The sequence below is a fragment of the Acidovorax sp. LjRoot194 genome, assembly GCF_964253015.1.
GTDB lineage: Bacteria > Pseudomonadota > Gammaproteobacteria > Burkholderiales > Burkholderiaceae_C > Acidovorax.
In genome coordinates, this window is sequence record NZ_CAXUQB020000001.1 from 1,336,798 (window position 1) to 1,359,130 (window position 22,333).

17 protein-coding genes and 1 tRNA gene are annotated in these 22,333 nt (G+C 67.0%); all 18 read right to left on the reverse strand.

The annotated features are described in order from the left end of the window. Positions 1 to 96 precede the first annotated feature (96 nt). On the reverse strand, positions 97 to 1,563 hold the full coding sequence (gene glgA, locus ACSQ3N_RS06175) for a glycogen synthase GlgA (RefSeq protein WP_436145844.1): 1,467 nt from the start codon (positions 1,561 to 1,563) through the stop codon (positions 97 to 99). Beyond that, the gene (gene treY / locus ACSQ3N_RS06180) at positions 1,560 to 6,560 is read right to left on the reverse strand and encodes a malto-oligosyltrehalose synthase (protein ID WP_436145845.1); all 5,001 of its coding nucleotides are present in this window, start codon (positions 6,558 to 6,560) and stop codon (positions 1,560 to 1,562) included. Before treY ends, glgA begins: the two co-directional genes overlap by 4 nt. Then, entirely contained in the window at positions 6,557 to 8,398 is a 1,842-nt protein-coding gene (treZ, locus tag ACSQ3N_RS06185; RefSeq protein ID WP_436145846.1) for a malto-oligosyltrehalose trehalohydrolase, read from the reverse strand. Before treZ ends, treY begins: the two co-directional genes overlap by 4 nt. After that, positions 8,395 to 10,677 (reverse strand): glycogen debranching protein GlgX, encoded by a 2,283-nt coding sequence (gene glgX / locus ACSQ3N_RS06190; RefSeq protein WP_436145847.1) that lies wholly within the window; start codon positions 10,675 to 10,677, stop codon positions 8,395 to 8,397. The genes treZ and glgX overlap by 4 nt, the downstream gene beginning before the upstream one ends. Next, the gene (locus ACSQ3N_RS06195) at positions 10,674 to 11,990 is read right to left on the reverse strand and encodes a glucose-1-phosphate adenylyltransferase (protein WP_436145848.1); all 1,317 of its coding nucleotides are present in this window, start codon (positions 11,988 to 11,990) and stop codon (positions 10,674 to 10,676) included. Before ACSQ3N_RS06195 ends, glgX begins: the two co-directional genes overlap by 4 nt. 22 nt (positions 11,991 to 12,012) lie before the next feature. Continuing rightward, positions 12,013 to 13,902 (reverse strand): 1,4-alpha-glucan branching protein GlgB, encoded by a 1,890-nt coding sequence (glgB, locus tag ACSQ3N_RS06200; protein ID WP_436145849.1) that lies wholly within the window; start codon positions 13,900 to 13,902, stop codon positions 12,013 to 12,015. Between the two features lie 321 nt (positions 13,903 to 14,223). Continuing rightward, the gene (locus ACSQ3N_RS06205) at positions 14,224 to 14,475 is read right to left on the reverse strand and encodes a hypothetical protein (protein ID WP_436145850.1); all 252 of its coding nucleotides are present in this window, start codon (positions 14,473 to 14,475) and stop codon (positions 14,224 to 14,226) included. 91 nt (positions 14,476 to 14,566) lie between these two features. Beyond that, positions 14,567 to 15,088, reverse strand: a complete 522-nt coding sequence (locus tag ACSQ3N_RS06210; RefSeq protein ID WP_436145851.1) for a glycine zipper domain-containing protein — start codon at positions 15,086 to 15,088, stop codon at positions 14,567 to 14,569. Positions 15,089 to 15,273: 185 nt separating this feature from the next. Next, a complete protein-coding gene (locus ACSQ3N_RS06215) occupies positions 15,274 to 15,714 on the reverse strand; it encodes a hypothetical protein (RefSeq protein WP_436145852.1) in 441 nt (146 codons plus the stop codon). 168 nt (positions 15,715 to 15,882) lie between these two features. Next, a tRNA-Ser gene (locus tag ACSQ3N_RS06220) sits at positions 15,883 to 15,970 on the reverse strand. Between the two features lie 20 nt (positions 15,971 to 15,990). Next, positions 15,991 to 16,710, reverse strand: coding sequence for an urease accessory protein UreG (gene ureG / locus ACSQ3N_RS06225; RefSeq protein WP_436145853.1), 720 nt, complete (start codon positions 16,708 to 16,710; stop codon positions 15,991 to 15,993). Beyond that, a complete protein-coding gene (locus tag ACSQ3N_RS06230) occupies positions 16,707 to 17,426 on the reverse strand; it encodes an urease accessory protein UreF (protein WP_436145854.1) in 720 nt (239 codons plus the stop codon). The genes ureG and ACSQ3N_RS06230 overlap by 4 nt, the downstream gene beginning before the upstream one ends. A gap of 135 nt (positions 17,427 to 17,561) precedes the next feature. Beyond that, complete coding sequence (ureE, locus tag ACSQ3N_RS06235; protein WP_436145855.1) at positions 17,562 to 18,299, reverse strand: urease accessory protein UreE; 738 nt, start codon at positions 18,297 to 18,299, stop codon at positions 17,562 to 17,564. A 79-nt stretch (positions 18,300 to 18,378) separates the two neighbouring features. Further along, a complete protein-coding gene (locus ACSQ3N_RS06240; protein ID WP_436145856.1) occupies positions 18,379 to 18,867 on the reverse strand; it encodes a GNAT family N-acetyltransferase in 489 nt (162 codons plus the stop codon). A gap of 11 nt (positions 18,868 to 18,878) precedes the next feature. Further along, complete coding sequence (ureC, locus tag ACSQ3N_RS06245) at positions 18,879 to 20,597, reverse strand: urease subunit alpha (protein WP_436145857.1); 1,719 nt, start codon at positions 20,595 to 20,597, stop codon at positions 18,879 to 18,881. 175 nt (positions 20,598 to 20,772) lie between these two features. Further along, positions 20,773 to 21,078 (reverse strand): urease subunit beta, encoded by a 306-nt coding sequence (locus ACSQ3N_RS06250; protein ID WP_436145858.1) that lies wholly within the window; start codon positions 21,076 to 21,078, stop codon positions 20,773 to 20,775. A gap of 111 nt (positions 21,079 to 21,189) precedes the next feature. Next, positions 21,190 to 21,807 (reverse strand): HupE/UreJ family protein, encoded by a 618-nt coding sequence (locus ACSQ3N_RS06255; protein WP_436145859.1) that lies wholly within the window; start codon positions 21,805 to 21,807, stop codon positions 21,190 to 21,192. A 40-nt stretch (positions 21,808 to 21,847) separates the two neighbouring features. Beyond that, a complete protein-coding gene (locus tag ACSQ3N_RS06260) occupies positions 21,848 to 22,150 on the reverse strand; it encodes an urease subunit gamma (protein ID WP_055399013.1) in 303 nt (100 codons plus the stop codon). Between the last annotated feature and the right edge of the window lie 183 nt (positions 22,151 to 22,333).

Sequence of the window (22,333 nt, forward strand, 5' to 3'; positions counted from 1 at the left end):
GGTTTATGGGGAACTGGGGTACGGCTGAAGGTGGTCGGCCGCCCAACGGCTGCGCCGGCCAAGCCCCACCACCGCAGGGCTGAGCTTGGCGGGAGGCTACGGCGGAGTTGCTACCGCTTCAGACAGCAATTGCCCATACAGCGCAACATAGGGCTTGGCCGCGTGCTCCCAGGCGTAGTCCTGCGCCATGCAGCGCCTTTGCAGGGCGGCCCACTGCTCCGGCTTTTGCCACGCAGTCAGTACGCGGTCTGCCGTGGCGTCGAAGTCCCGTTGGGCCAGGCCCGGCATGACGAAGCCCGTCCCCGTCGTCAGGCGGGCGTCCGCGTCCTGCACCGTATCGGCCAGGCCACCGGTGCGGGTGACCAGCGGCGGCGTGCCATACACCTGGCTGTACATCTGGTTCAGGCCACAGGGCTCGAAGCGCGAGGGCATGAGAAAACAGTCTGCACCCGCTTCGATAAGGTGCGCCAGGCTTTCGTCGAACCCCAGCGTCACATGCACCTGCCCTGGGTGCGCGGCGGCCAGGGCGGTTAAAGCCTCTTCCAGGTGCGTGTCGCCGCGCCCTAGCACGGCCAGCTGTGCGCCCCGCGCCAACAAGCGGCCGGCACCCGCCAGCACCAGGTCCACGCCCTTTTGCGTCGTCAGCCGCCCCACCATGCCCAGCAGCGGGCCCGCGCTGGCACGCAGGCCGCAGCACTCGCGCAGCGCTGCCTTGTTCATCGCCTTGGCGGCCAGGTTGTCTGCACTGTACGGTGCTGCGATGAGCGGATCGATGGCCGGGTTCCAGGTGGCCGTGTCGATGCCATTTAACAAACCGTGCAGTCGGCCAGCACGCTGGCGCAGCACACCGTCGAGCCCGAAGCCCAACTCCGGCTGCTGGATTTCCGCCGCGTAGGTGGGGCTCACGGTCGTGATGGCGTCTGCATGCTGCAGGCCGGCCTTGAGCATCGACAACTGCCCCCAGAATTCCACGCCCTCGATGCCGCGGTGCGCCGGGTGCACATCCAGCAGGTCTGCAGCCGCCATCGGAAACACGCCCTGGAATGCCAGGTTGTGGATGGTCATCACACTGCGCGCGGTGCGCCCCTGGCCCGCCTGCCGGCGTTGGTGCAGGTATAGCGGTGCCAGGGCACACGGCCAGTCGTTGGCGTGCACGATGTCGGCCTGCCAGCCGATGGGCGTCTCGGGGGACCCGATGAGCGCAGCCACATGGGCCAGAAAGCCAAAACGCAGCGCCTGGTCGCGCCCATCCGGGTCGCGCGGGTTGGCGTAGGGCGTGTCTGCCGTGCCGTACAGGGCAGGGCACGATAGCAACCACAGCGGTGGCCGGCCTGCGGTGGCCGCCATCCGCAGCAACTGCGCGGCCGGCCAGCGCCCGTTGGACGGCAACGCGAGGATGCCCTCCAGGCTGCCATCGATCTTCATGTCGGCATAGGCCGGCATCAGCAGCGCGACATCGCAGCCCAGCTGCGCCAGTGCGGCAGGCAGCGCAGCGCTGACGTCGCCCAGGCCCCCGGTCTTGACCATGGGGGCGCATTCCGGCGTGACAAACAATACTTTCATGGAATCATGTCTTGGGTGACCAGCACAGCAAACGGCAGTCGGCTGCCGCCCGGGCCCACAGCGCCCAGTACATCGGACAGCGGCAGGTGGCTGCCATTGTCCAACGCTCGGCCGGTGAACAGCTCGACCCACTGCGCGGGCTTGGCCAGGGCCGGGTGGGCATCTACCAGGCTCACCTGGGTGTCCTGCCAATCGCCGTGGTGCTGGGCATCCCAGGCCGCCAGCAGCCGTCCACACACCAGCACAATAGCCTGGCCCTCGTGCACGCGCGCATAGGCCAGCGCGTGGGACGCTGCGGCGCCTTCCACTGCCAGCGGCAGATAGATGGCGTCGCGCAGCAGCGCTGCATGCCGCGCCCGCAGCTGCAAAAGCCGCCAGGTCACCAGCTGCTTGGTAGCCGCTGGCATGGTGGCGTCAGTGCCCAGAAGGCCGCTCCAATCGTCACCCGTCGGGTACTGACCATCCGCGTACAGGGCCCGCAGCGGCTCAAGCGACGCTTGCAGCGACACGAAGTCCACCGGGCGACGGTTGTCCGGGTCCACCAGCGAGAAGTTCCACTGCTCGCACCCCTGGTAAATATCGGGCACGCCAGGCGCTGTGAGCTTGATCGCCAGCTGGCACAGGCTGTTGCGAAAGCCGTAGGGCGCGATGCGCTCTACCCAGGCCTGCAGGGGGCGCAGGAACCGGTCGCTCGACAGCGCCTTGTCGATGTAATGCCGCACCGCATCTTCATACGCTTCGTTCGGAAACAGCCAGTTGCTCTGCAGCTTGGCCTCGCGCATGGCTTTCACCATGTACTGCGCGATGCGCTCTCGCAGTGCAGGCAGGCAATCGTCGTCGCAGCCCGCTGCAGGCCAGATGCCCACCAGCGCTTGAAACAGCGCCCACAGGTCGTGCGCACTGGGTGTCGGCGCGTCGTCCACCGTACGGCGAAACGGCTCTGCCGCGCTGTGCAGCGCCTGCACCGTGGCCTCCCATTCGTCCACCAGTTCGGACAACACGTTCAGGCGTGCCCGCACGTCCTCCGATCGCTTGCTGTCGTGCGTTGAAGTGGCCAGCAAGCCGTGCGGCACGTGGCGGGCCCGTTGCATGTTGGCCTGGTGAAACGCGGACACCGGCAGGCCGAAGCGCCGCGGCTCGGCGCCCACATCGTTGAGCGAGACTAGGCGCACGTAGCGGTAGAACAAGGTGTCTTCCACCGCCTTGGCCATCACCGGCGCGGTGAACTGCTGCCACCGCCGCACGAAGTGCGCGCGCAGCTCTGGCGCGGGGCCGTCTTCTCCCAGCAGCACCCCACGTAGGAAGGCCAGCACGCCGCCCTCGGCCGTGCCCAGACGCCGGCGCGACGCGGCAATCGCCCAGTCGATGTGCTGCACATCGATGGCGCTGGGCGCCGCGCCGCCCGGCACCACGTAGGTGCGGTACACCGGGAATTGCGTGGCCACTTCCACCAGTGCCACACGCAGCTGGTTGCGGGTGAAGTCGCATGCGCGCCGGTCGGCCCGGGTGATCTGGCTCAAGGTGCCCACCAGCCACGCCAGGTCGCTGAACAGGGCGGTCTCGATGATGAGCCGTTTGCACTCGCGCGCCGCATCTTCAAAAGCCAGCGTATTGCCGGTAAAGCCCTGGTACACCGCGTCGAACCGCTCTTGCGCGTCCGGGTCGATGAACACGCCGTTGACCAGCCGCGAGAACCGGTACCCCGTGCCCCCATGCACCTGCCAGTCGGCCGGCAACGGCTCGTGCTCAGCCATGATCTTCTCGACCACGATGTACAGCGCCCGGGGCGGCAGCCCGCCGGCCTGCAACAGACCCTGGTAGCGCTGCTGCAGCCGCGCAAAGTACTGCGCCGGGTCCGCCAGCCCATCGGGGTGGTCGATGCGCAGGCCGGTGACCTTTCCCTGCGCCAGCCAGCGGAAGGTCAGCGCGTGCACCGCGTCAAACACCTCGGTGTTCTCCATCCGGATGGCGGCCAGCGCGTTGACGTCGAAAAAGCGGCGGTAGTTGATGTCGTCGCCCGCCACCCGCCAATCCGCCAGCCGGTAGGCTTGGCCCTGCAGCAGGCGGTCCAGCAGGTCGAAGCTGGCAGCGTCCCCCTGCGTTCCGTTCACCAGCTTCAGGTTGGCGTCGATCCAGTCGCGCACCCAGGCCAGGCGCGCCGCAAAGCCCGCCAGGCGCTGCTGGTGCACGCCAGCATCGCGCAGCCGCGTGGCGCGCAAGGCTGCGTCTTCTGTGTCATGCGGAGGCAGCAGGCCCAAGGCATCCACCAGCGAATGCACGGCAGAAAAATCATCTTGCTCGGCGCCCGGCGTGGCCGCCACAGGCAAGGGGACTGCGCTCAGCAACAGCGCGTAGCTGCGCGGGTCGAGCGGGAATGTCCGCTCCCAATACGCAACGGCAAAGCGCCCGGTGTCGCCATCGAACCGCACCTGAAACTCGCCGGACTCCAGCACCTTGCCGTAGTGGTCCCCCAACACGGGCAGCAGCACGCGCTTACCGGTCTGCACGCTGGCGGGGTTCCATTCGATGTCGAACGTCGTGGCGTGCGGGGACGACAGGCCGTGCTCCAGCACGTCGCGCCACCACCGGTTGCCCGCATCGTCCACGCCCATGTGGTTGGGCACCGTGTCGAGCAGGTGGCCCATGCCGTGTTCGGCGAGCGCTGCACACAGCGCATCGTGGTCGGCGTCGGTGCCGATCTCTGCATTCAGGTGGGCAGGGTCCACCACGTCGTAGCCGTGGGTGCTGCCCTGTGTGGCCTGCAGGTAGGGCGATGAATACAGGTGGCTCACACCCAGTGCGTGCAGATACGGCACGGCAGCGAGCGCTTGCGCAAAGTTGAACTCTTTGTTCAACTGCAGCCGGTAGGTGGCGCGCGGGATGTCTGCCGTGTCGAGCGCGGGCAGGGGGCCCTCGGTGACATGCGTGCCGCCGCGCTCCTGGCGCACTGCGTCTGCAATGGCGGTAAAGAACGGCCCGGTCGCCAACTGCTCCAGCGTGCAGCCCATGCGGCGGCGCCAGTTGGGGTGGATGTCGTCGGTGGTGCCTGGCACGTTGGGCTGCTCGCGCTGGCCCAGCAGGTCTTCCAGCTGCACTGCCACCAGCATGCACGGCGTGCGTGCTAGATATCGATGCACCGCGGCGGCCAGGGCCGGTGTCATGTCGGGGGCGGTCTGCGCATCCACCGTGACGCCTTCGGGCAGCAGCCCTTCGGCGTGCAGGGCGGCCAGCAGCTGAGTGCGGTCCTGCGCGCGCGCCAGCAGGGCGCGCACATGCGCATCTCCGTCGAGCCAACCGAGCGACTCTTGCACCGCCACGTCGCTGGCCGACCAGAAGCCCGCCAGCGTGGGCAGGTCGTGCGTGCTCACCACCGCCAGCGCTGTGCTCTGCCATTGCGCGGGCGGGCGGAAGGCACCGCCTTCCAGCCGCTCGAAGATCAGCGGGCGGTAGGACAACAACGCGCGCTCGGCCATGGCTTCGCGCATGGCTGGCGCCACATTGCCCAGGTCTTCGCCGATGACCATGCAGCGGTGCCGGTGGCTTTCGATGGCCACGACCGCCAGCAAGGGCTGCAGCGGATAGTTCACATACGTCCCGCCGTCCGGGCTGGTCCAGAACAGCCGCATGAGGGCCATGACGTGGTCCATGCGCAGCGCGCCTGCCGGGGCCATGACGGCAGCCAGCATGTGCCGGAAGGGCAGGTACTGCGCAGCGGCTAATGCAATCGGATTCACCGGGGGCAGGCCCCAGTCCTGCCCCTGGGTGCTGAGCGGGTCTGGCGGGGCGCCGACGTTCATGCCGCGCGCGTGCAGCGTTTGCCCGACCCAGGTGTCGGTGCCGCCGTCTGCCGCACCCACGGCCAGATCGCAATACAGGCCAATAGGCATGAGCTTGCGCGCCATGGTGCATGCTTGCGCCAGCTGCTCGTGCGCGATCCACTGCAGCCACAGGCGGTAGGCCACCTCGTCGGCATGCTCCTGCACCCATGCCTGCACGGCATAGCTCTGCGGGTCGCGCAGGTCCTCGGGCCAGGCGGGCCAACCCCAGATGGCGGCGTCGCGCGCCTGCAGCGCAATTTGAATGGCTTCAAAACGTGCGTGTGGCTCCAGCGTGGCCGCGTGCTCGGCGCGAAACTGGTCGAAGGCCGCGCCGCGGGTGGAGCCTGCTGTCCAGGCCGTGCGCCCGAAGGTCTGCCACAGGCGCGAGAGGGCCGCCTCCTTCAGCGAGGCCACGGCGGTGTAGTCGACGGATGCGCTGTGCTGCGCAGCCTGCAGCCGCGCGTGAAAGCCGGGCTCGCTGCACAGCTGCTGCGTGTCTTCGCAGTGCAGATATTCCGGCACGGCGGTCACGTCGATGTAGTGCACATTGAGCGCCAGCCGGCTGCTGGGGCTGTACGGGCTGGCCGCCTCAGGCTGGCCTGGGCGCAATGCGTGCACAGGGCTCAGCCCGACGAAGGCCGCGCCCTGCGCAGCCACCAGCGCCACGCACCGCGCCAGGTCGGTGAAATCGCCGATGCCCCAGCTGCGCTCAGACCGCAGCGCGTAGACCTGGGCAGTCACGCCCCACCAGCGTTCTCCCTGGCGCAACCCCTCGGGCAGCCAGCACTGGGCCGGGGCCACGAGGACGGTGCGTTGCCCCCCTGCAAAGCGCAGTTGGTAGTACCCGGCGGGCAGCGTGTCCGGCAGCTCTGCGGCAGGGCCATGGCCGCGCAGGCAGGGCGCATCGCCCGCAGATTCCAGGTCGTGCAGTTGCCAGTCGCCGGCTGCAGGCAGCGCCAAGGGTGCCGCAGCGCCAGCGGCCACCACAGCGGTGTCTGCAGCTTCGGCGGCGTCCGCATGGGTGCCCATGGCCGCCAGCGCGCGCTCCATCACCTGCGTGCTCACCGCCACGGTTTCGCCCCAGAAGCCGGAGTACTGGTCGGCAATGCCGGCGTGCCGCGCGCGTTGCCGGAGCTCGGCCGAGGGTTCGCCGGCCGCAAAAGGCCTGTCGAAACTCATGCAAGCCCCTCGGTGCAGGTCCAGCGGGCCGACCAGGGCTCCCACACTGATGGCGCGCCATCACCAGCGTGGGTCCACCGGTGTTGAAAGATCGCGACGCCTTCAGGCGCCGGCGGTACGTTGTGCATGCGTTCAGATCCCAGGTTGATGTCGAGCGACCACTGAATTCCCTGGCCGTACCGCCAGGTGACGCGCAGGCCGTGGGTGCCGATGCGCTCGGCGGTGTGGTCCATGGTGCGCAGTTCGCGGGCGTGGGGCACCAGCCATTGTCGGCGCACCTCCAGCGCCTGGCGCACCAGTTCGCTGCGCTGGCGGCCTGCGGGTGTCTCTGCCTGTGCCCAGTCCAGGCGGCTGGCAGCCAGGGTGGCTGCGTCGCACGGGTCCGGCAAGGTGGCGGCGCCGGACAGGACATGGCTGAACTCGCGCTGGCGGCCGTTGCGCACGGCCTCGCGCAGGTCGCCGTCCCAGTTGGCGAAGTACAAAAACGGCGTCGTCGCGCCAAACTCGTCGCCCATGAACACCATGGGCGTGGCCGGGGTCAGCAGCGCCAGCAGCAAGGCCAGTTCCACTGCCGGCTCAGGCAGCAGCATCGACAGGCGCTCCCCGAAAGCCCGGTTGCCGATCTGGTCGTGGTTACCGATAAAGTTGACCAGTACCGCCAGCGGCAGTGGCGCGTCGGCCTCGGTGGCCGGGCGGCCATTCGGAAAGGCGAAGCCATGCGTGAGCACGCGGGCCAGATGGTCGATGGGGTGTGCCGCAAACTTTGCGTAGTAGGTGTGCGACTCGCCGGTCAGTGCCACATGCACCGCGTGGTGAAAGTCGTCGTTCCATTGACCGTCGTAGTGGCCGCTGGCAGATGCAGGCGCGGCCAGGCGTTCGGGCTGGTTCTTTTCGTTTTCCAGCACCAGGTGCACCTGTCGTCCACTGGCCTCAGCCAACGTGCTCACCCGCGTGCTGATCTCCTGCAGGATGTCGGGGTCGCTGTCGTCCGCGATGGCGTGCACCGCGTCGAGTCGCAGGCCGTCCATGCGGAACTCTTCGATCCAGTAGAGCGCGTTGTGCAGGAAGAACGCACGCACGACCTCGCTGCCTTCCAGGTCAAAATTGATCGCGCGGCCCCAGGGGCTGTCGTGGCGGCGAGAAAAGAACTCTGGCGCATACGCCTGCAGGTAATTTCCGTCGGGGCCGAAGTGGTTGTAGACCACATCGAGGAACACGCACAGCCCCAGCGCGTGCGCTGTGTCCACCAGTTGTTTGAGATCGTCCGGCGAGCCGTACGCAGGGTGCGGTGCAAAGGGCAGCACACCGTCGTAGCCCCACCCCCACTGGCCGCCAAAGGTGGCCACGGGCATGACCTCTATCGCAGTGAAACCCAGCGCAGCCAGCCGCGGCAGCTGTGCCGCTGCCGCCGCGTAGGTGCCTGCGGGTGTGAAGGTACCCACATGCAGTTCGTAAAAGACCAGTTCATGCCACGGCCTGCCGCTCCAGTCGGGCTGCTTCCAGGCATAGGCGCTCGGGTCGGACACGCGGCACATGCCGTGCGGACCCTGGGGAGCCTGGCGGGCGGCTGGGTCGGGCACCGCCAGGTCGCCATTGATCAGCCATTGATAGTGTGTGGACGCGGTGGCCGTGGCAAGGGCGACATGCCACCACCCGCCTGAAAGCCGCTCTGCAGCGCTGCTGCTCGGCGGTGCTGCGCCGTCGTCCGGCACGTGCACGAGCGAGACTTCGGACGCTGCAGGCGCCCACAGCCGAAAATCCACGCCGCCGCGCCGGCGCAACTGCGCGCCGAACGGCATGTGGTGGGTGCCATCCGCAGTGTCGGCCGCGCTGGTCATGCCGGCTTGGCGTCGGGGGCGGGTGCCGGGCCGCGCGACGGCGTGGTGAACGCAGCCAGCGAATGGGGCAGCAGCGTGTACGTGGCACCTGCCTCCACAGCGGTAGCCGTAGCCGCAGCGTCAGGGGCCGGCGTGCCGTCTGCGGCTTTCGCCACATCGGCCGAACTGACCGCTGGGGTCGCACCAGCGTCCGCGGACAGGGCCACGCGGTCGTCGCGGGTGTCCAGGCGCAGCGCCCAGTGGCGGCCTTGGGGGTCGGCCGGCAGCGTGAACACTGTTTCTTCACCTGAAGAATTGAAGAGCACCAGCAGCGAGTCTTCACCCTCGCGCGTGCTTTCCATCAAAGCCGACACGCAGCGCACCGCCGGGTCGTTCCATTCGTCGGGCGTCATGGACAAGCCCCACACGCTGTACCACTCCACCGCCACACAGGGCGCAATGCCTGCAGCATGGTGGGGCCAAGCGGCCAGACGCACGACAGGCAGGCTGCGCCGCAGTGCCATCAGGTCCGCAGTGAAGGCCTGCAGCGGAGCGTGTTTTGCCGCGAGCTCCCAGTCAAACCACGAGAGGTCGTTGTCCTGGCAGTAGCCGTTGTTGTTGCCACGCTGCGTGCGCCCCAGTTCGTCGCCGCCGAGCAGCAGCGGTGTGCCGTGCGACAGGAACAGCGTGGCCAGCAGGTTGCGCGACTGGCGCTGGCGCAGCGCCAGGATCTCGGCATCGTCGGTATCGCCCTCTGCGCCGCAGTTCCAGCTGCGGTTGTGGTCCTCGCCGTCGCGGTTGTCCTCGCCATTGGCATCGTTGTGCTTGCCGTTGTAGCTGACCAGATCAGCCAGCGTGAAGCCGTCGTGCACCGTGACGAGGTTGACGCTCGCTGTCGGGCTGCGGCGGCGTGGCTCCAGCATGTCGGCAGAGCCGCACAGGCTGGCCGCAAAGGCGGGCAGGCTGGCGTCTGTGTTGGTCCAGTAGTCACGCACCGCGTCGCGGTAGCGGCCGTTCCATTCCATCCAGCCGGTGGGGAACCCACCCAACTGGTAGCCGTTGATGCCCAGGTCCCACGGCTCGGCGATCAGCTTGACGCGCGACAGCACCGGGTCCTGCGCAATGGCAGCGAAGAAGGGGGCACGCCAGGTGAAATCGCAGGCGGCATCGCGGCCCAGCGCAGAGGCCAGGTCGAACCTGAAGCCATCCACATGCATCTCTTGCACCCAGTACCGCAGACTGTCCAGCACCAGCCGCAGTGCGGGCGGGCTGCTGGTGTCCACCGTGTTCCCGGTGCCGGTGATGTCTGCACAAAAGCGGGGCTCTTCGGCCAGGCGGTAATACGCAGAATGGTCGATGCCTTTCAGGCTGAGCGTGGGCCCCAGGTGGTTGCCTTCGCCCGTGTGGTTGTAAACCACGTCCAGGATGACCTCGATGCCGGCGCTGTGCAGCGCCTTGACCATGGCCTTGAATTCATCCACACCGCCATCCAGGCTCTGCGCTGCCGGCGTGGCATAGCGGGGCTCGGGGGCAAAGAACGCAATGGTGTTGTAGCCCCAATAGTTGGACAGGCCCAGTTCGATGAGCCGCAGGTCATCGACGAAGGCCTGCACAGGCAGCAGCTCCACACTCGTCACACCCAGGCGCTGCAGATGTGCGATGGCAGGCGCGCTGGCCAGCCCCGCGTACGTGCCGCGCAATGCCTCGGGCACGTCGGGCATGGTCTGGGTGAAGCCCTTGACGTGGACTTCATAGAAGACGGTCTCGTTGGGTGCAACGCGGGGCGCCTGATCATCGCCCCAGTCGAAGCGTGAGCGCACCACGCGGCATTTGGGGGCCGTGCGGCCGTTGTCCGTGGTACTGGGCGCAAGGTCTTCGTCCGCGTGGCCCAGCACATAGCCGAACTGGTCGGGTGCACCGCGCACGGGTGCGGCCAGGGCTTGGGCATAGGGGTCCATCAGCAGCAAGGCGGGGTTGCAGCGCTTCCCCTGGGTGGGCTCGTACGGCCCATGAACGCGCAATCCATACACCTGGCCTGGGCGCAGTCCGTGTACGTACCCGTGCCACACATCGTCCGTCAGGGCTGGCAGCGCAATGCGTTCCGTTTCGCTGCCGTCTGGCGCGAAGAGACACACCTCCACGGAGTCTGCAATGCCGGAGTACACCGCAAAGTTGACACCCTGGCGATCAGCCGTGGCGCCCAGCGGCCAGGGCCGTCCGGCTTCCACCCGGTGGCGGGTTGCGCGCGATCGCTTGGCGGAGCCGGTGGCCGGCCCTGTGGCAGTCACATCGATCTTCATGCAGCCGCCCTGAATTCACCGTCGCACAACGCCGTCGATGCGGCCACGGAATGGGGCGCGCGCAGTCGGCCCACGGTGGTGCTGCTGTCGACGCTGGCCCGCGCAGGAAAGAAATGGCGGGGCACCACCACGATGCCGCTGGGCGTGACATGAAAGCGCTTGCGGTCGGCCTCCATGTCGAAGCCGATGCGTTCATAGCCGGGTATGTCGTTGTCCTGGTCGATGATGGCGCGGCGGATGCGGGCACCTGCCCCGATGCGGGAACGTTCCATGACGATGCAGTGCTCCAGGTGTGCGTTGCGTTCCACCAGCACCGAGCGACGCAGCATCGCGTGGTCCAGCGTGGCGCCGTCCACGATGCTGCCCGAGCCCACCACCGAGCGGTGCAGCACGCCGTTTTCGATCTGCGCAGACTCGGCCTGGTCGGGGCTGGCGTAAATGGGCCAGTGCTTGTTCGTCATGCGAAAGCGCGGCGTGGCGCCCAGGGTGTCGAAGTGCGCATCGAAGTACGCATCGATGGTGCCCACGTCGCGCCAGTAGCCGTGCTCTTCATAGGCTGCGGTGCCGGGAATGGAGTTGGTATTGAAGTCATACGCCATGAGGCGGTGCGACTTGAGCATGGTCGGCAAGATGTCGCGGCCGAAGTCGCTGTGGCCGGTGGCATGCGCCTTGTGCAAGGCATCCAGCAGCACGTCGGCATTGAACAGGTAGTTGCCCATGGAGGCCAGCGTGTGCGTGGTGCTGCCCGGCATCGGGTCGGCAACGTCCGGCTTTTCAACGAACTGGCTGATGCGGTGCTGCGAATCGATCTCCACAATGCCGAACTGGTTGGCCTGGGCCAGCGGTACCGGCAGCGTGGCCACGCTGACATGCGCGTTGCTGGCGCAGTGAAACTCCACCATCTGCCGCACGTCCATGCGGTAGATGTGGTCTGCACCGAACACCGCCACGATGTCGGGCTGAAAGCTCTCGATCAGATGGATGTTCTGGTAGACCGAGTCGGCCGTGCCCTGGAACCACTCCGGGCCATTGCGCATCTGCGGCGGGACCACCGTCACGAAGTGCTGGGGGATGAAGCGGGTCATGGTCCAGGACTGCCGGATGTGCTCGATGAGCGACTGCGACTTGTACTGCACCAGCAGGTAGATCGAGTAGATCTCGGAGTTCACCAGATTGGACAGCACGAAGTCCACGATGCGGTGCTTGCCGTTGAACGGCACGGCGGGCTTGCAGCGTTCTGCGGTGAGCGGGTGCAGGCGGGACCCCTCTCCACCGGCCATGACAATGGCGAGTACGTTGGTTTTGCGTGACATCGGAGCGCTCCAGTTGTCTATGTCAGTGGGTGCCCAAAGGGCGGGTGGAAAAGAAAACACTGGCCAGCGGCGGCACGGTGATCCGCAGGCTGGCGGGTAGGTCGCCCAAAGGCTGGGCAGTCGCTGTGGCCGAGCCCGCGTTGCCCACGCCGCTGCCGCCATAGCACTCGGCGTCGCTGTTCAAAATCTCGTGCCACACCCCCGCCTGCGGCACGCCGATGCGCACACCGGTCAGCGGTTGGGGCGTCAGGTTGTGCACGGCCAGCACGGAGTCATTGCCCGCGCGGCGCAGCATGGCCAGTACGGTGGGGTGGTGGGGCTCCATCGGCGCCCATGCAAAACCCGCCGGATCGAAGTCGTTCGCGTGCAGCGCGGGCAGGTGGCGGTACGCACGGTTGAGGTCTGTCACCCAGCGGGCGATGCCGCTGTGGCGGGCTTTGGCCCACAGGTGCCAGTCGAGCGTGCGCTCGTGGTGCCACTCCTCCACTTGGCCGAACTCGCCACCCATGAAGAGCAGCTTCTTGCCGGGGTGGGCCCACATCAGCCCGTACAGCGTGCGCAGCCCGGCAAAGCGTTGCCACTCGTCTCCCGGCTGGCGCATGAGCAGGCTTTTCTTGCCGTACACCACCTCGTCGTGCGACAGCGCCAGCACGAAGTTCTCGTCGAACGCATACACGCCAGAAAAGCGGATGTCGCCCTCATGCCACTGGCGGTGAACGTGGGCGCGCTGCATGTAGCGCAGCGTGTCGTTCATCCAGCCCATGTTCCATTTCGTGTCGAAGCCCAGCCCGCCGCTTTGCACCGGGCGCGAGACACCTGCCCACGAGGTGGACTCCTCGGCCATCATGTGCACGTCGGGGAACGACTCGCTCACCGCGCCGTTGAGGTCGCGCAGAAACTGCACGGCCTCCCAGTTCTGGTGCCCGCCGTCGGCGTTGGGCAGCCACTCGCCGGGCTCTCGTGCAAAGTCCAGGTACAGCATGGACGACACGGCGTCCACGCGCAGTCCGTCGAAGTGGTACTTCTCCAGCCAGAACAACGCACTGCTGATCAGGAAGTCGCGGACTTCGTAGCGGCCATAGTTGAAGATCAGGCTGTTCCACTGCGGATGAAAGCCCTTGCGCGGGTCTTCGTGCTCATACAGCGCGGTGCCGTCAAAGCGAGCCAGTGCATGTTTGTCCGACGGAAAGTGCGAGCCCACCCAGTCCAGGATCACGCCGATACCGTGCTGGTGCAGCGTGTCGACAAACGCCATCAGGTCCTGCGGGTCGCCGTACCGCCCTGTGGGCGCAAAATAACCGGTGGTCTGGTAGCCCCACGATCCGTAGAAGGGGTGCTCTGCCACCGGCATCACTTCCACATGCGTGAAACCCATCGCTTCGCAATGCGCGGCCAGGCGGTGTGCAATGTCCCGGTAGTTCAGCAGCCGCCCGTCTTCGTGCCGCTGCCAGGAGCCCAGGTGCACTTCGTACACCGACATCGGGCTGTCCGCTGCTGCGCGCTTGCCGCGTGCAGCCATCCATGCGCGGTCACCCCACTGGTAGTCCAGCCGCCATATTTGCGACGCCGTACCCGGTGCATGTTCGGCGCGGAACGCATAGGGGTCAGACCGCTCGGCCCAGGCACCGTGCGTATCTTGAATGCGGTATTTGTAGAGGTCGCCCACGTGGGCTGCAGGCGAAGAACCCACCCAGACACCCGACCCGTCGTCCAGCCGCTGCATGGCGGCTGGCTGCCACCCGTTGAAGTGGCCCACCAGCTCGACCCGCTGCGCATTGGGCGCCCAGACTCGAAAGGTGGTTTCAGTGGGGGTGTTGTGCGCGCCCAGCCAGTCAAACTGCCGGTAGCGAGATGCAGCCGCCGAAGGTGGAGTAGGCACGGAAGCCTGCGGGGGCGTGTGGAGCGGCGGCATGGGTGTGAACTCGTTGGAGTCCATGCTCTGCTGCAATGCAACACGAAGTTGCAGGAATTTACAGGGTGACTTTGTAGGCGGGGGACTACCCCTGTGAAATGCTTCGCCGAATGGCCCTGCGCGGCTTGTTGTGTAGCTGGACCACGGGTGCAGTGGCACCGCAACGGTGGGCCCCGTGGGCGGCCCGACTGAACGTTGAAACGTCCAGCGGAACATCGACTGTGGTGAAAAAGTCGACAAAGAAAAGCCCGCACGCGGCGGGCTTTAAGTCGGGCGGGGTGAAAGCGGACCCAGGAACTCTGCCTGGGCTGCCTTCAGCGCTCAAGACGTTGTCTTGCCGCCCATGGTGCCCTGCAGCACGGCCACCAGGTGATGCTTGGCTTCCGCCAGTTGTGCTTTGTCGGAGTCATGCACCTTGCGGAAGAAAGCTGCACATTCGCCAGAGCCGGCCGCCTCGGCGTCCTTGATGTATTGGTCATAGGCCAGAAGCGCCTGTGCCTTGTTCTGCATCAGGGTGATCCAGTCATAGGCCAGATCGCTCAGGGGATGGGGGTCGCTGGGTTTTTCTTGCATGGGTGTTCTTTCTGAAGTTCGCGGGGATGGGTCTGTCAGGACGAAGGGTTCCCGAAGGTCCCCTTGCGCTTCATCCACAAGCGCCGGGTCATCAACGCCCGTCGCGGTCCGAATCGCCCGGAATCGCGCGCTCGGCGGCGTTGCTCACACGCTGCCACGCGTCGCGGGAGGCGTGCTTGGCGTTCTCCCAGTTGAGCGACGAACGCCCGCGAGCGCTGCCCCAGTCACGGCTCAATTCGGGCTCCACCTCGTCGAAGGAGCGGTCTGGAAAGCGCGAGTACGAGTCCGTTCCGTAGCGGTAGGCGGGCTGATAGTCGTCATAGCTCGCGCCCGGGCTGGCATAGGGACGCGACGTGTAGTTCTCGCGCCAGTAGCTGTCTTCGGCGACGGGGTCCACCTTGACGTTGCGGCCCATCACGGCCCCGGCCACGGCACCCACCACCGCGCCGACTGCTGCGCCCACGGGGCCCGTCACGCCGCCTGCCAGAGCACCGGCAGTGGCCCCACCTGCCACACCACCCAGCGCACCACCGAGCACGGCACCGGTGCCGGTCTTGGTTTCGGGCTCCAGGTTGCGGTTGGATTGCGTCATTGCATCGTTGCGATCGCTCATGGTGAACCTTTCAAAGTGACCGGTTGGTCCGCAAGCGGGGGCCGGTCGGTTGTGGAAAAGATTCACCGTATAAGGTTGCTTGGACGCCCGCGTCCGCCCAACGTCCTGAATGGTTGAAGGCGTTGACCTACAGGCGATGGGTCGACGGGTTGCTTCGGGCCACCAGGGCACAGTCCCCAGAGCAGCTACCGGTCGATGTACTGGTCTTCGAAGCGTTTCCGAGCGACCATGTGCTCGTTGGCACAACCAGTGGTACCGCGATCGGCCTTGCAGTTGGCAGAGGGTTGGTAAAACTTCGACCACGCACCGGCCTTGCGCGCCTGCCGTTCTGCCTCGAGCCGCTGCGCCAACGCCTTGGCCGAGTGCAGTTGATCGGCGTCTCGCTCGGCGGCATCACGTGCCTGTGCCTCGGCTTCTCGACGGCTTGCGTCGTCGCGCTTCATGCGTTCAGTCTCTGCCTGGATCTCTTGCTGGACCTTGCGCACCGCCAGCTCCGTTCGGAGCGCCAGGATGGCTTCGTAGGTGAACACGGCGGCAAGGCTGCCGATAAAAACGCCGAGCGCGATCTTCAGAATGTCCAGCAGGAATGTCCCGTCACTCTGGGTGGGGTGCGAACGCCTGTGCATGCTGTGCCTCCTTCGAACCAGTGTAGCCCTCGTGCCGGTGCGCACAGGGCTGCGCAGGGTGCGGCAATGCGTGCGGTGGGAGGGCGCACACCGTTGTCTCGGCCGGCGCGGGCGATGAAGGCGAAAAAAAAGCACCCGGCGCGGGGTGCTTTTTGCATTCTGGCGTTCTGGCGGAGACGGTGAGATTCGAACTCACGGACGGTTGCCCGTCGGCAGTTTTCAAGACTGCTGGTTTAAACCGCTCACCCACATCTCCAGGAACGGAAGCTGCGCATTCTAGCCGACGGCGGGTGCCTGTTTTTTCAGCATGCCGCGCGTCTCGATGAACTGCACCACGTCGGCCACGCCCGTCAGGGTCTTGAGGTTGGTCATCACGAACGGCTTGAGCGCGCCCTGCGCGTTGGTGCGCATGCGGGTGGTGTCGGCGTGCATCACCTCCAGGTTGGCGCCCACGTGCGGGGCCAGGTCGGTCTTGTTGATGATGAACAGGTCGCTCTTGGTGATGCCGGGGCCGCCTTTGCGGGGGATCTTCTCGCCGGCGGCGACGTCGATGACGTAGATGGTGAGGTCCGAGAGCTCAGGGCTGAAGGTCGCGGCCAGGTTGTCGCCGCCGCTTTCCACGAAGACGATGTCGGCGTTGGGGTGCTCGCCCAGCATGCGGTCGATGGCTTCGAGGTTGATGGAGCAGTCTTCACGGATGGCGGTGTGCGGGCAGCCGCCGGTCTCCACACCCAGGATGCGCTCGGCGGGCAGGGCGCCGCTCACTGTGAGCAGGCGTTGGTCTTCCTTGGTGTAGATGTCGTTGGTGATGGCGATCAGGTCGTAGTCGTCGCGCATGGCCTTGCAGAGCATCTCCAGCAAGGTGGTCTTGCCCGAGCCCACCGGGCCGCCGATGCCCACGCGCAGGGGCGGCAGCTGCTTGGTGCGGTTCGCGATGTGGTGCAGGGCGGTGGCGGAAGTGCCGGGACTGATGCTGGTGCTGGTACTGTTGGTCATGATCGGAAGAGGCGTGAGTACTGGGTTTCGTGCTGGGCCGACAGGATGGCGAGCATGGGTGAAAAAGCCTGGCGTTCGCTGTCCATCAGGCCGATGGCGTGGTCTGCGGCGGCAGGGATGGCGTCGGCCAGGCGGGCCAGGATGCGCTGGCCGGCGCTTTGGCCCAGCTGCATGGATTTGAGCGCGGCCTGCACCATGTTCTCGGCCCAGCCGAAGGCATAGGCCAGCAGCACGTCGCGCACGGGCGCTTGGGTAACGGATGCAGCCAGTGCAAAGGCCACGGGGTAGGTGGGGGGCAGGGCGGCCAGATACTGCACTGCGGGCATGACCTGGTCATCGCCCTGGTGCTGGTTGCGCAGCCAGTCGGCCATGGAGCGGCCCATCTGCTCGGTCTGCAGGCGCAACTCGCTCGTCTCGCGGGTGTGCAGCACCCAGTCGTTGAGCTCGCGCACGTGGGCCAAGTCGCCGCCGTCGCCACGCCGCCAGCCGCCCACGGCCTTGGCGATCAGCGCCATGTCGCCGCGCGCCTGGGTGATGTGCAACTGGTCCAGCAGCCATGCGCAGACGGCGGCTTCGCTGTCGATGCCGGCGTTTTCGATGGCGCTTTCCAGGCCCTCGGAATACGAGAAGCCGCCCACCGGCAGCGCGGGCGAGGCAAGCCAGATGAGTTGCAGCAGGCTGGCGGCGGGCAGGGAGGCGGGGCGGTCGGGGCGCACGGGCAGGGGCTCAGAAGTCCGTTCGGGCAGGCGTAGGTGCAGGGCGGGCGGTGTGCGGTGCCCTAGCTTCGACGGGCTCAGCCCGAACGGTGGGGGAGGCGCAGGCGGTTGCGGTGACGGTAGCGCTGGGCATGCTCAGTGGTCATGTCCGTGGTTGCAGTGCGGGCCGTGCACATGGCCCTGGGCCTGGGCCACCACCGGGATGGCCACGGTGCGGCCGCGGGTGGGTGCTGCGGGCTGCGATGAATCGGCCTGATGATTGTGGTCATGACTGTGGCCGTGATCGTGATCGTGTGCCGGGGATGGCGACGCTGCCTGCGCGTGGCTGTGTCCGTGATCGTGCCCATGGGCATGGTCATGACCGTGGTCATGGCCATCATTCCCATGCCCGCCATGGTGATGGTGTCCGCCGCTGTGCCCCGCAGCGTAGGCGCCGCCTTCGGGCTCGAAGGGCAGGTCCTGCGCTTTCACGATGAGGTGCATGGCGCGCAGCATGTCGGCCAGCACGTGGTCGGGTTCGATCTTGAGGTGGTCGGGCTGCAGCTCGATGGGCACGTGCCGGTTGCCCAGGTGGTAGGCGGCGCGGGTCAGATCGAACGGGGTGCCGTGCTGGGTGCAGTGCGTGATGACCAGCACGGGCTGCGGCGCGGCGATGACGCGGACCATGGAGCCGTCTTCGGCCACCAGCACGTCGCCGCCGCGCACCAGCGTGCCGCGCGGCAGGAAGATGCCCAGTTCGCGCCCAGCGGAGTCGGTGGCGGCAAAGCGGCTTTTCTGGCGCACGTCCCAGTCGAGTTCGATGGTGGTGGCGCGCTTGATGAGGACCGGGGCCAGGCCTTTGCCCTGGGGGATGAGTTTGGAGGCTTGGATCATGGAAGGGGTGTCGTTGTGGCGTGCGGCAAAACGCGCATTGTGGCCCGGCGGGACGGGGGCGGGGCGCTGTGCGTAGCCACTACAGCGGGCGGGTCATGAAGAAGCTGTACGGGTCCAGGCGGTAGTCGGCAAACGGGCCGCATTCGACAAAGCCGTGCTGAAAGTACAGCTTGCGCGCGGGTGCAAAGAAGGGCTGCGGCCCGGTCTCTAGGCTCACCTGGGTGTGGCCGCGCGTGCGGGCCTCTTGCAGCAGGTGGTTCAGCAATTGGCGGGCGATGCCCCGGCCCCGGTGGTGGGCGCTGGTGCGCATGGATTTGAGTTCGGCATGTGCGGCGTCCAGCCGCTTGAGCGCGCCGGTCCCCACCAGCACGTCGCCGCCCGCATCCGGCAGCCAGGCCGACCAGAACGCGATCTCGGGCTGGCGCAGCTGGTCCATGTCCAGGGCGTGCACGCTCTCCGGGGGCGAGGTGGCGTACATGTCCTGCAGGTGTTCCTGCATGAAGGCTTCGATGCGCGGGTCGCTCAGGTCGTCCAGGCGGATGTGCAGGTCTTGCAGCACAGCATTCACGGGGCGTGGCCTCAGAACAGGAAGTAGCGCTGCGCCATGGGCAGCACGGTGGCAGGCTCGCAGGTGAGCAGCTGGCCGTCGGCGCGCACGGTGTAGGTCTGGGCGTCCACTTCCATCTTCGGGGTGTAGCTGTTGTGCACCATGTCGCGCTTCCTGATGCCGCGGATGTTATGCACGGCGGACAGCGTCTTGCGCAGGCCGAAGCGCTCGCCGATGCCGGCATGCAAGCCGGCCTGCGACACGAAGGTGAGCGACGTCTTGGCAATGGCCCCGCCGAACGCGCCGAACATGGGCCGGTAGTGCACCGGCTGCGGCGTGGGGATGGACGCGTTCGGGTCGCCCATTGCAGCCATGGCAATCATGCCGCCCTTGAGGATGAGCGCGGGCTTCACGCCGAAGAAGGCGGGCTTCCAGATCACGATGTCGGCCCATTTGCCCACTTCGAGCGAGCCCACCTCGTGGCTGATGCCGTGGGCAATGGCGGGGTTGATGGTGTACTTGGCCACGTAGCGCTTGATGCGCGTGTTGTCGTTGCGGCTGGTGTCGCCGGCCAGGCTGCCACGCTGCACCTTCATCTTGTGCGCGGTCTGCCAGGTGCGCAGGATGACTTCGCCCACGCGGCCCATGGCCTGGCTGTCGCTGGACATCATGCTGATGGCGCCCAGGTCGTGCAGGATGTCTTCGGCGGCGATGGTCTCCTTGCGGATGCGGCTTTCGGCAAAGGCCAGGTCCTCGGCGATGCTGGCATCGAGGTGGTGGCACACCATGAGCATGTCCACATGCTCGTCCAGCGTGTTGTGCGTGTAGGGCATGGTGGGGTTGGTGGACGATGGCAGGAAGTTGTCTTCGCCCACCACGCGCAGGATGTCGGGGGCATGGCCGCCGCCCGCGCCTTCGGTGTGAAAGGCGCAGATGCCGCGCCCGCCCACGGCCGCGATGGTGTTCTCCACAAAGCCCGATTCGTTGAGCGTGTCGCTGTGGATGGCGACCTGCGTGTCGGTGGCCTCGGCCACGTCCAGGCAGTTGCTGATGGCCGCAGGGGTGGTGCCCCAGTCTTCGTGCAGCTTGAGGCCGATGGCGCCCGCGCTGATCTGCTCGTGCAGCGCGTCGGGCAGGCTGGCGTTGCCCTTGCCTAGGAAACCCAGGTTCATGGGGAAGGCGTCAGCCGCCTGCAGCATGCGCTCCATGTTGAAGGGGCCGGAGGTGCAGGTGGTGGCCAGCGTGCCCGTGGCGGGGCCGGTGCCGCCGCCCAGCATGGTGGTCACGCCGCTGGCCAGGGCCTCTTCGATCTGCTGCGGGCAGATGAAGTGGATGTGGCTGTCGATGCCGCCCGCGGTGACGATGTTGCCCTCGCAGCTGATGACCTCGGTGCCGGGGCCGATGATGATGTCCACGCCCGGCTGGGTGTCGGGGTTGCCGGCCTTGCCGATGGCCGCGATGCGGCCGGCGCGCAGGCCGATGTCGGCCTTGACGATGCCGGTGTGGTCGACGATGAGGGCGTTGGTCAGCACGGTATCTACGGCACCGCTGGCATTGGTGCGCTGGCTTTGCGCCATGCCGTCGCGGATGGTCTTGCCGCCGCCGAACTTCACCTCTTCGCCGTAGCTGCCGGCGCGCAGGGTGTAGTCGGCCTCGACCTCCAGGATGAGTTCGGTGTCGGCCAGGCGCACGCGGTCGCCCACGGTGGGGCCGAACATCTCGGCATAGGCGCGTCGTCCAATGGTTGCCATGGTGGGGTGCTCCGCGAAAACTGGATTACTATGCTTTTGATAGCTGCTGGCGCTCATGGATCAAGCGGTAGCGGCTGTTTTTAGTCAATATTCTTGCTGCCGGCATGCCCTGGCTTCGACAAGCTCAGCCCGAACGGGCGGGGCAGGCATGCAGGTGCGCATGGGCCGGCTCTGGCTACAGCGCGCCCTGCACCCGGCCCTGAAAGCCGAACACGCGCCGCTCGCCTGCGTAGTCCACCAGCTCCACCGTGCGCTCCTGGCCGGGCTCGAAGCGCACGGCCGTGCCCGACGCGATGTTCAGCCGCATGCCGCGTGCGGCGTCGCGGTCAAAGCCCAGGGCGTTGTTGGTCTCGGCAAAGTGGTAGTGCGAGCCCACCTGGATGGGGCGGTCGCCCGTGTTGCGCACGACGATGGTCAGCGTGCGGCGGCCGGTGTTGAGCAGGTGTTCGCCCGCGTCGATGAGGAGTTCGCCTGGGGTCATGATCAGTGAGTCATCCACGGTAGGGGGTTGCCCGCTCTCCCCTGGTGGCAGAGAGCCGGGGAGAGGCGAGGGGGCTCGTGCTCTCGGCTGAGGGCGCGGGGGTCGAAGCCATCACGCCACCTGTTGCAGCAGCAGCGCGCCGCCGAAGGCAGCCACGCCGGCACCAGCCAGCCGCGCCATCCACACATGGCGCTCGCGCAGGGCCCAGCCCGCCGCCAGGCCCACGCCGTGCAGCAGCACGGTGGCTGCCAGCATGCCCGCCAGGGTTTGCCAGGCGCTGTCGCTGCCCGACAGCTCAACGCCATGGGCCACGCCATGGAACACGGCGAACACGCCCACGCCCAGCGCCGCCACGATGCCCGGCACCCGCAGGCGCGACACTACGAGCAGGCCTGTGGCCAGAAGCGACGCAGCGATCATGGGCTCCACGGCAGGCAGTGCCACTCCTTGCAGGCCCATCACCGCGCCCGCCAGCAGCAGTGCTGCAAAGCCCACGGGGCCCCACAGCAGTTCGGGGCCAGCACGGCGCGCGGCCAGGGCGCTCCACAGGCCCACGGCCACCATGGCGGCCAGGTGGTCCATGCCGAACAAGGGGTGGGCGAAGCCGCTCAAAAAGCTGTTGTGGATATGTGAATCAGCACCGGTATGGGCGCTGGCGCCTGTGCTGATGGCGCTGGCAGCTATGAAAATCAGAGCGGCTGTGTAGCGGTGTGAGAGTGCGATGCGCATGAGGGCTCCACAGAGAGAAAGAGGCTAAGAGAGAAGAGGGTCAGACGATCGGCTGATGGACGGTGACGAGCTTGGTGCCGTCGGGGAACGTGGCTTCGACCTGGATGTCCGGGATCATCTCGGCGATGCCGTCCATCACGTCCGCGCGGGTCAGCACGGTGCGGCCTTCGCTCATGAGTTGCGCCACGGTCTTGCCGTCGCGGGCACCTTCCATCACGGCGGCGCTAATCAGCGCCATGGCCTCTGGGTAGTTGAGCTTCAGGCCCCGCGCCTTGCGGCGCTCGGCCAGCAGGGCGGCGGTGAAGATCAGCAGCTTGTCTTTTTCGCGAGGAGTCAGTTCCATGTCGTTGTACTCAATGCTGGTGTTGTTGGCTCGCGCGTCAGCCGATGCGGGGTGACCACGAGGAACGTGCTATGGCGCACGGGTGCGATCTGGCGAGAGCCGTTCCATCATAGGCAGCAAGCCCCGTGCCCGCCATACGTCATCTGGCGCAGGGGCGGTGCCCGCTGCGGTGGGCCGTGGCAT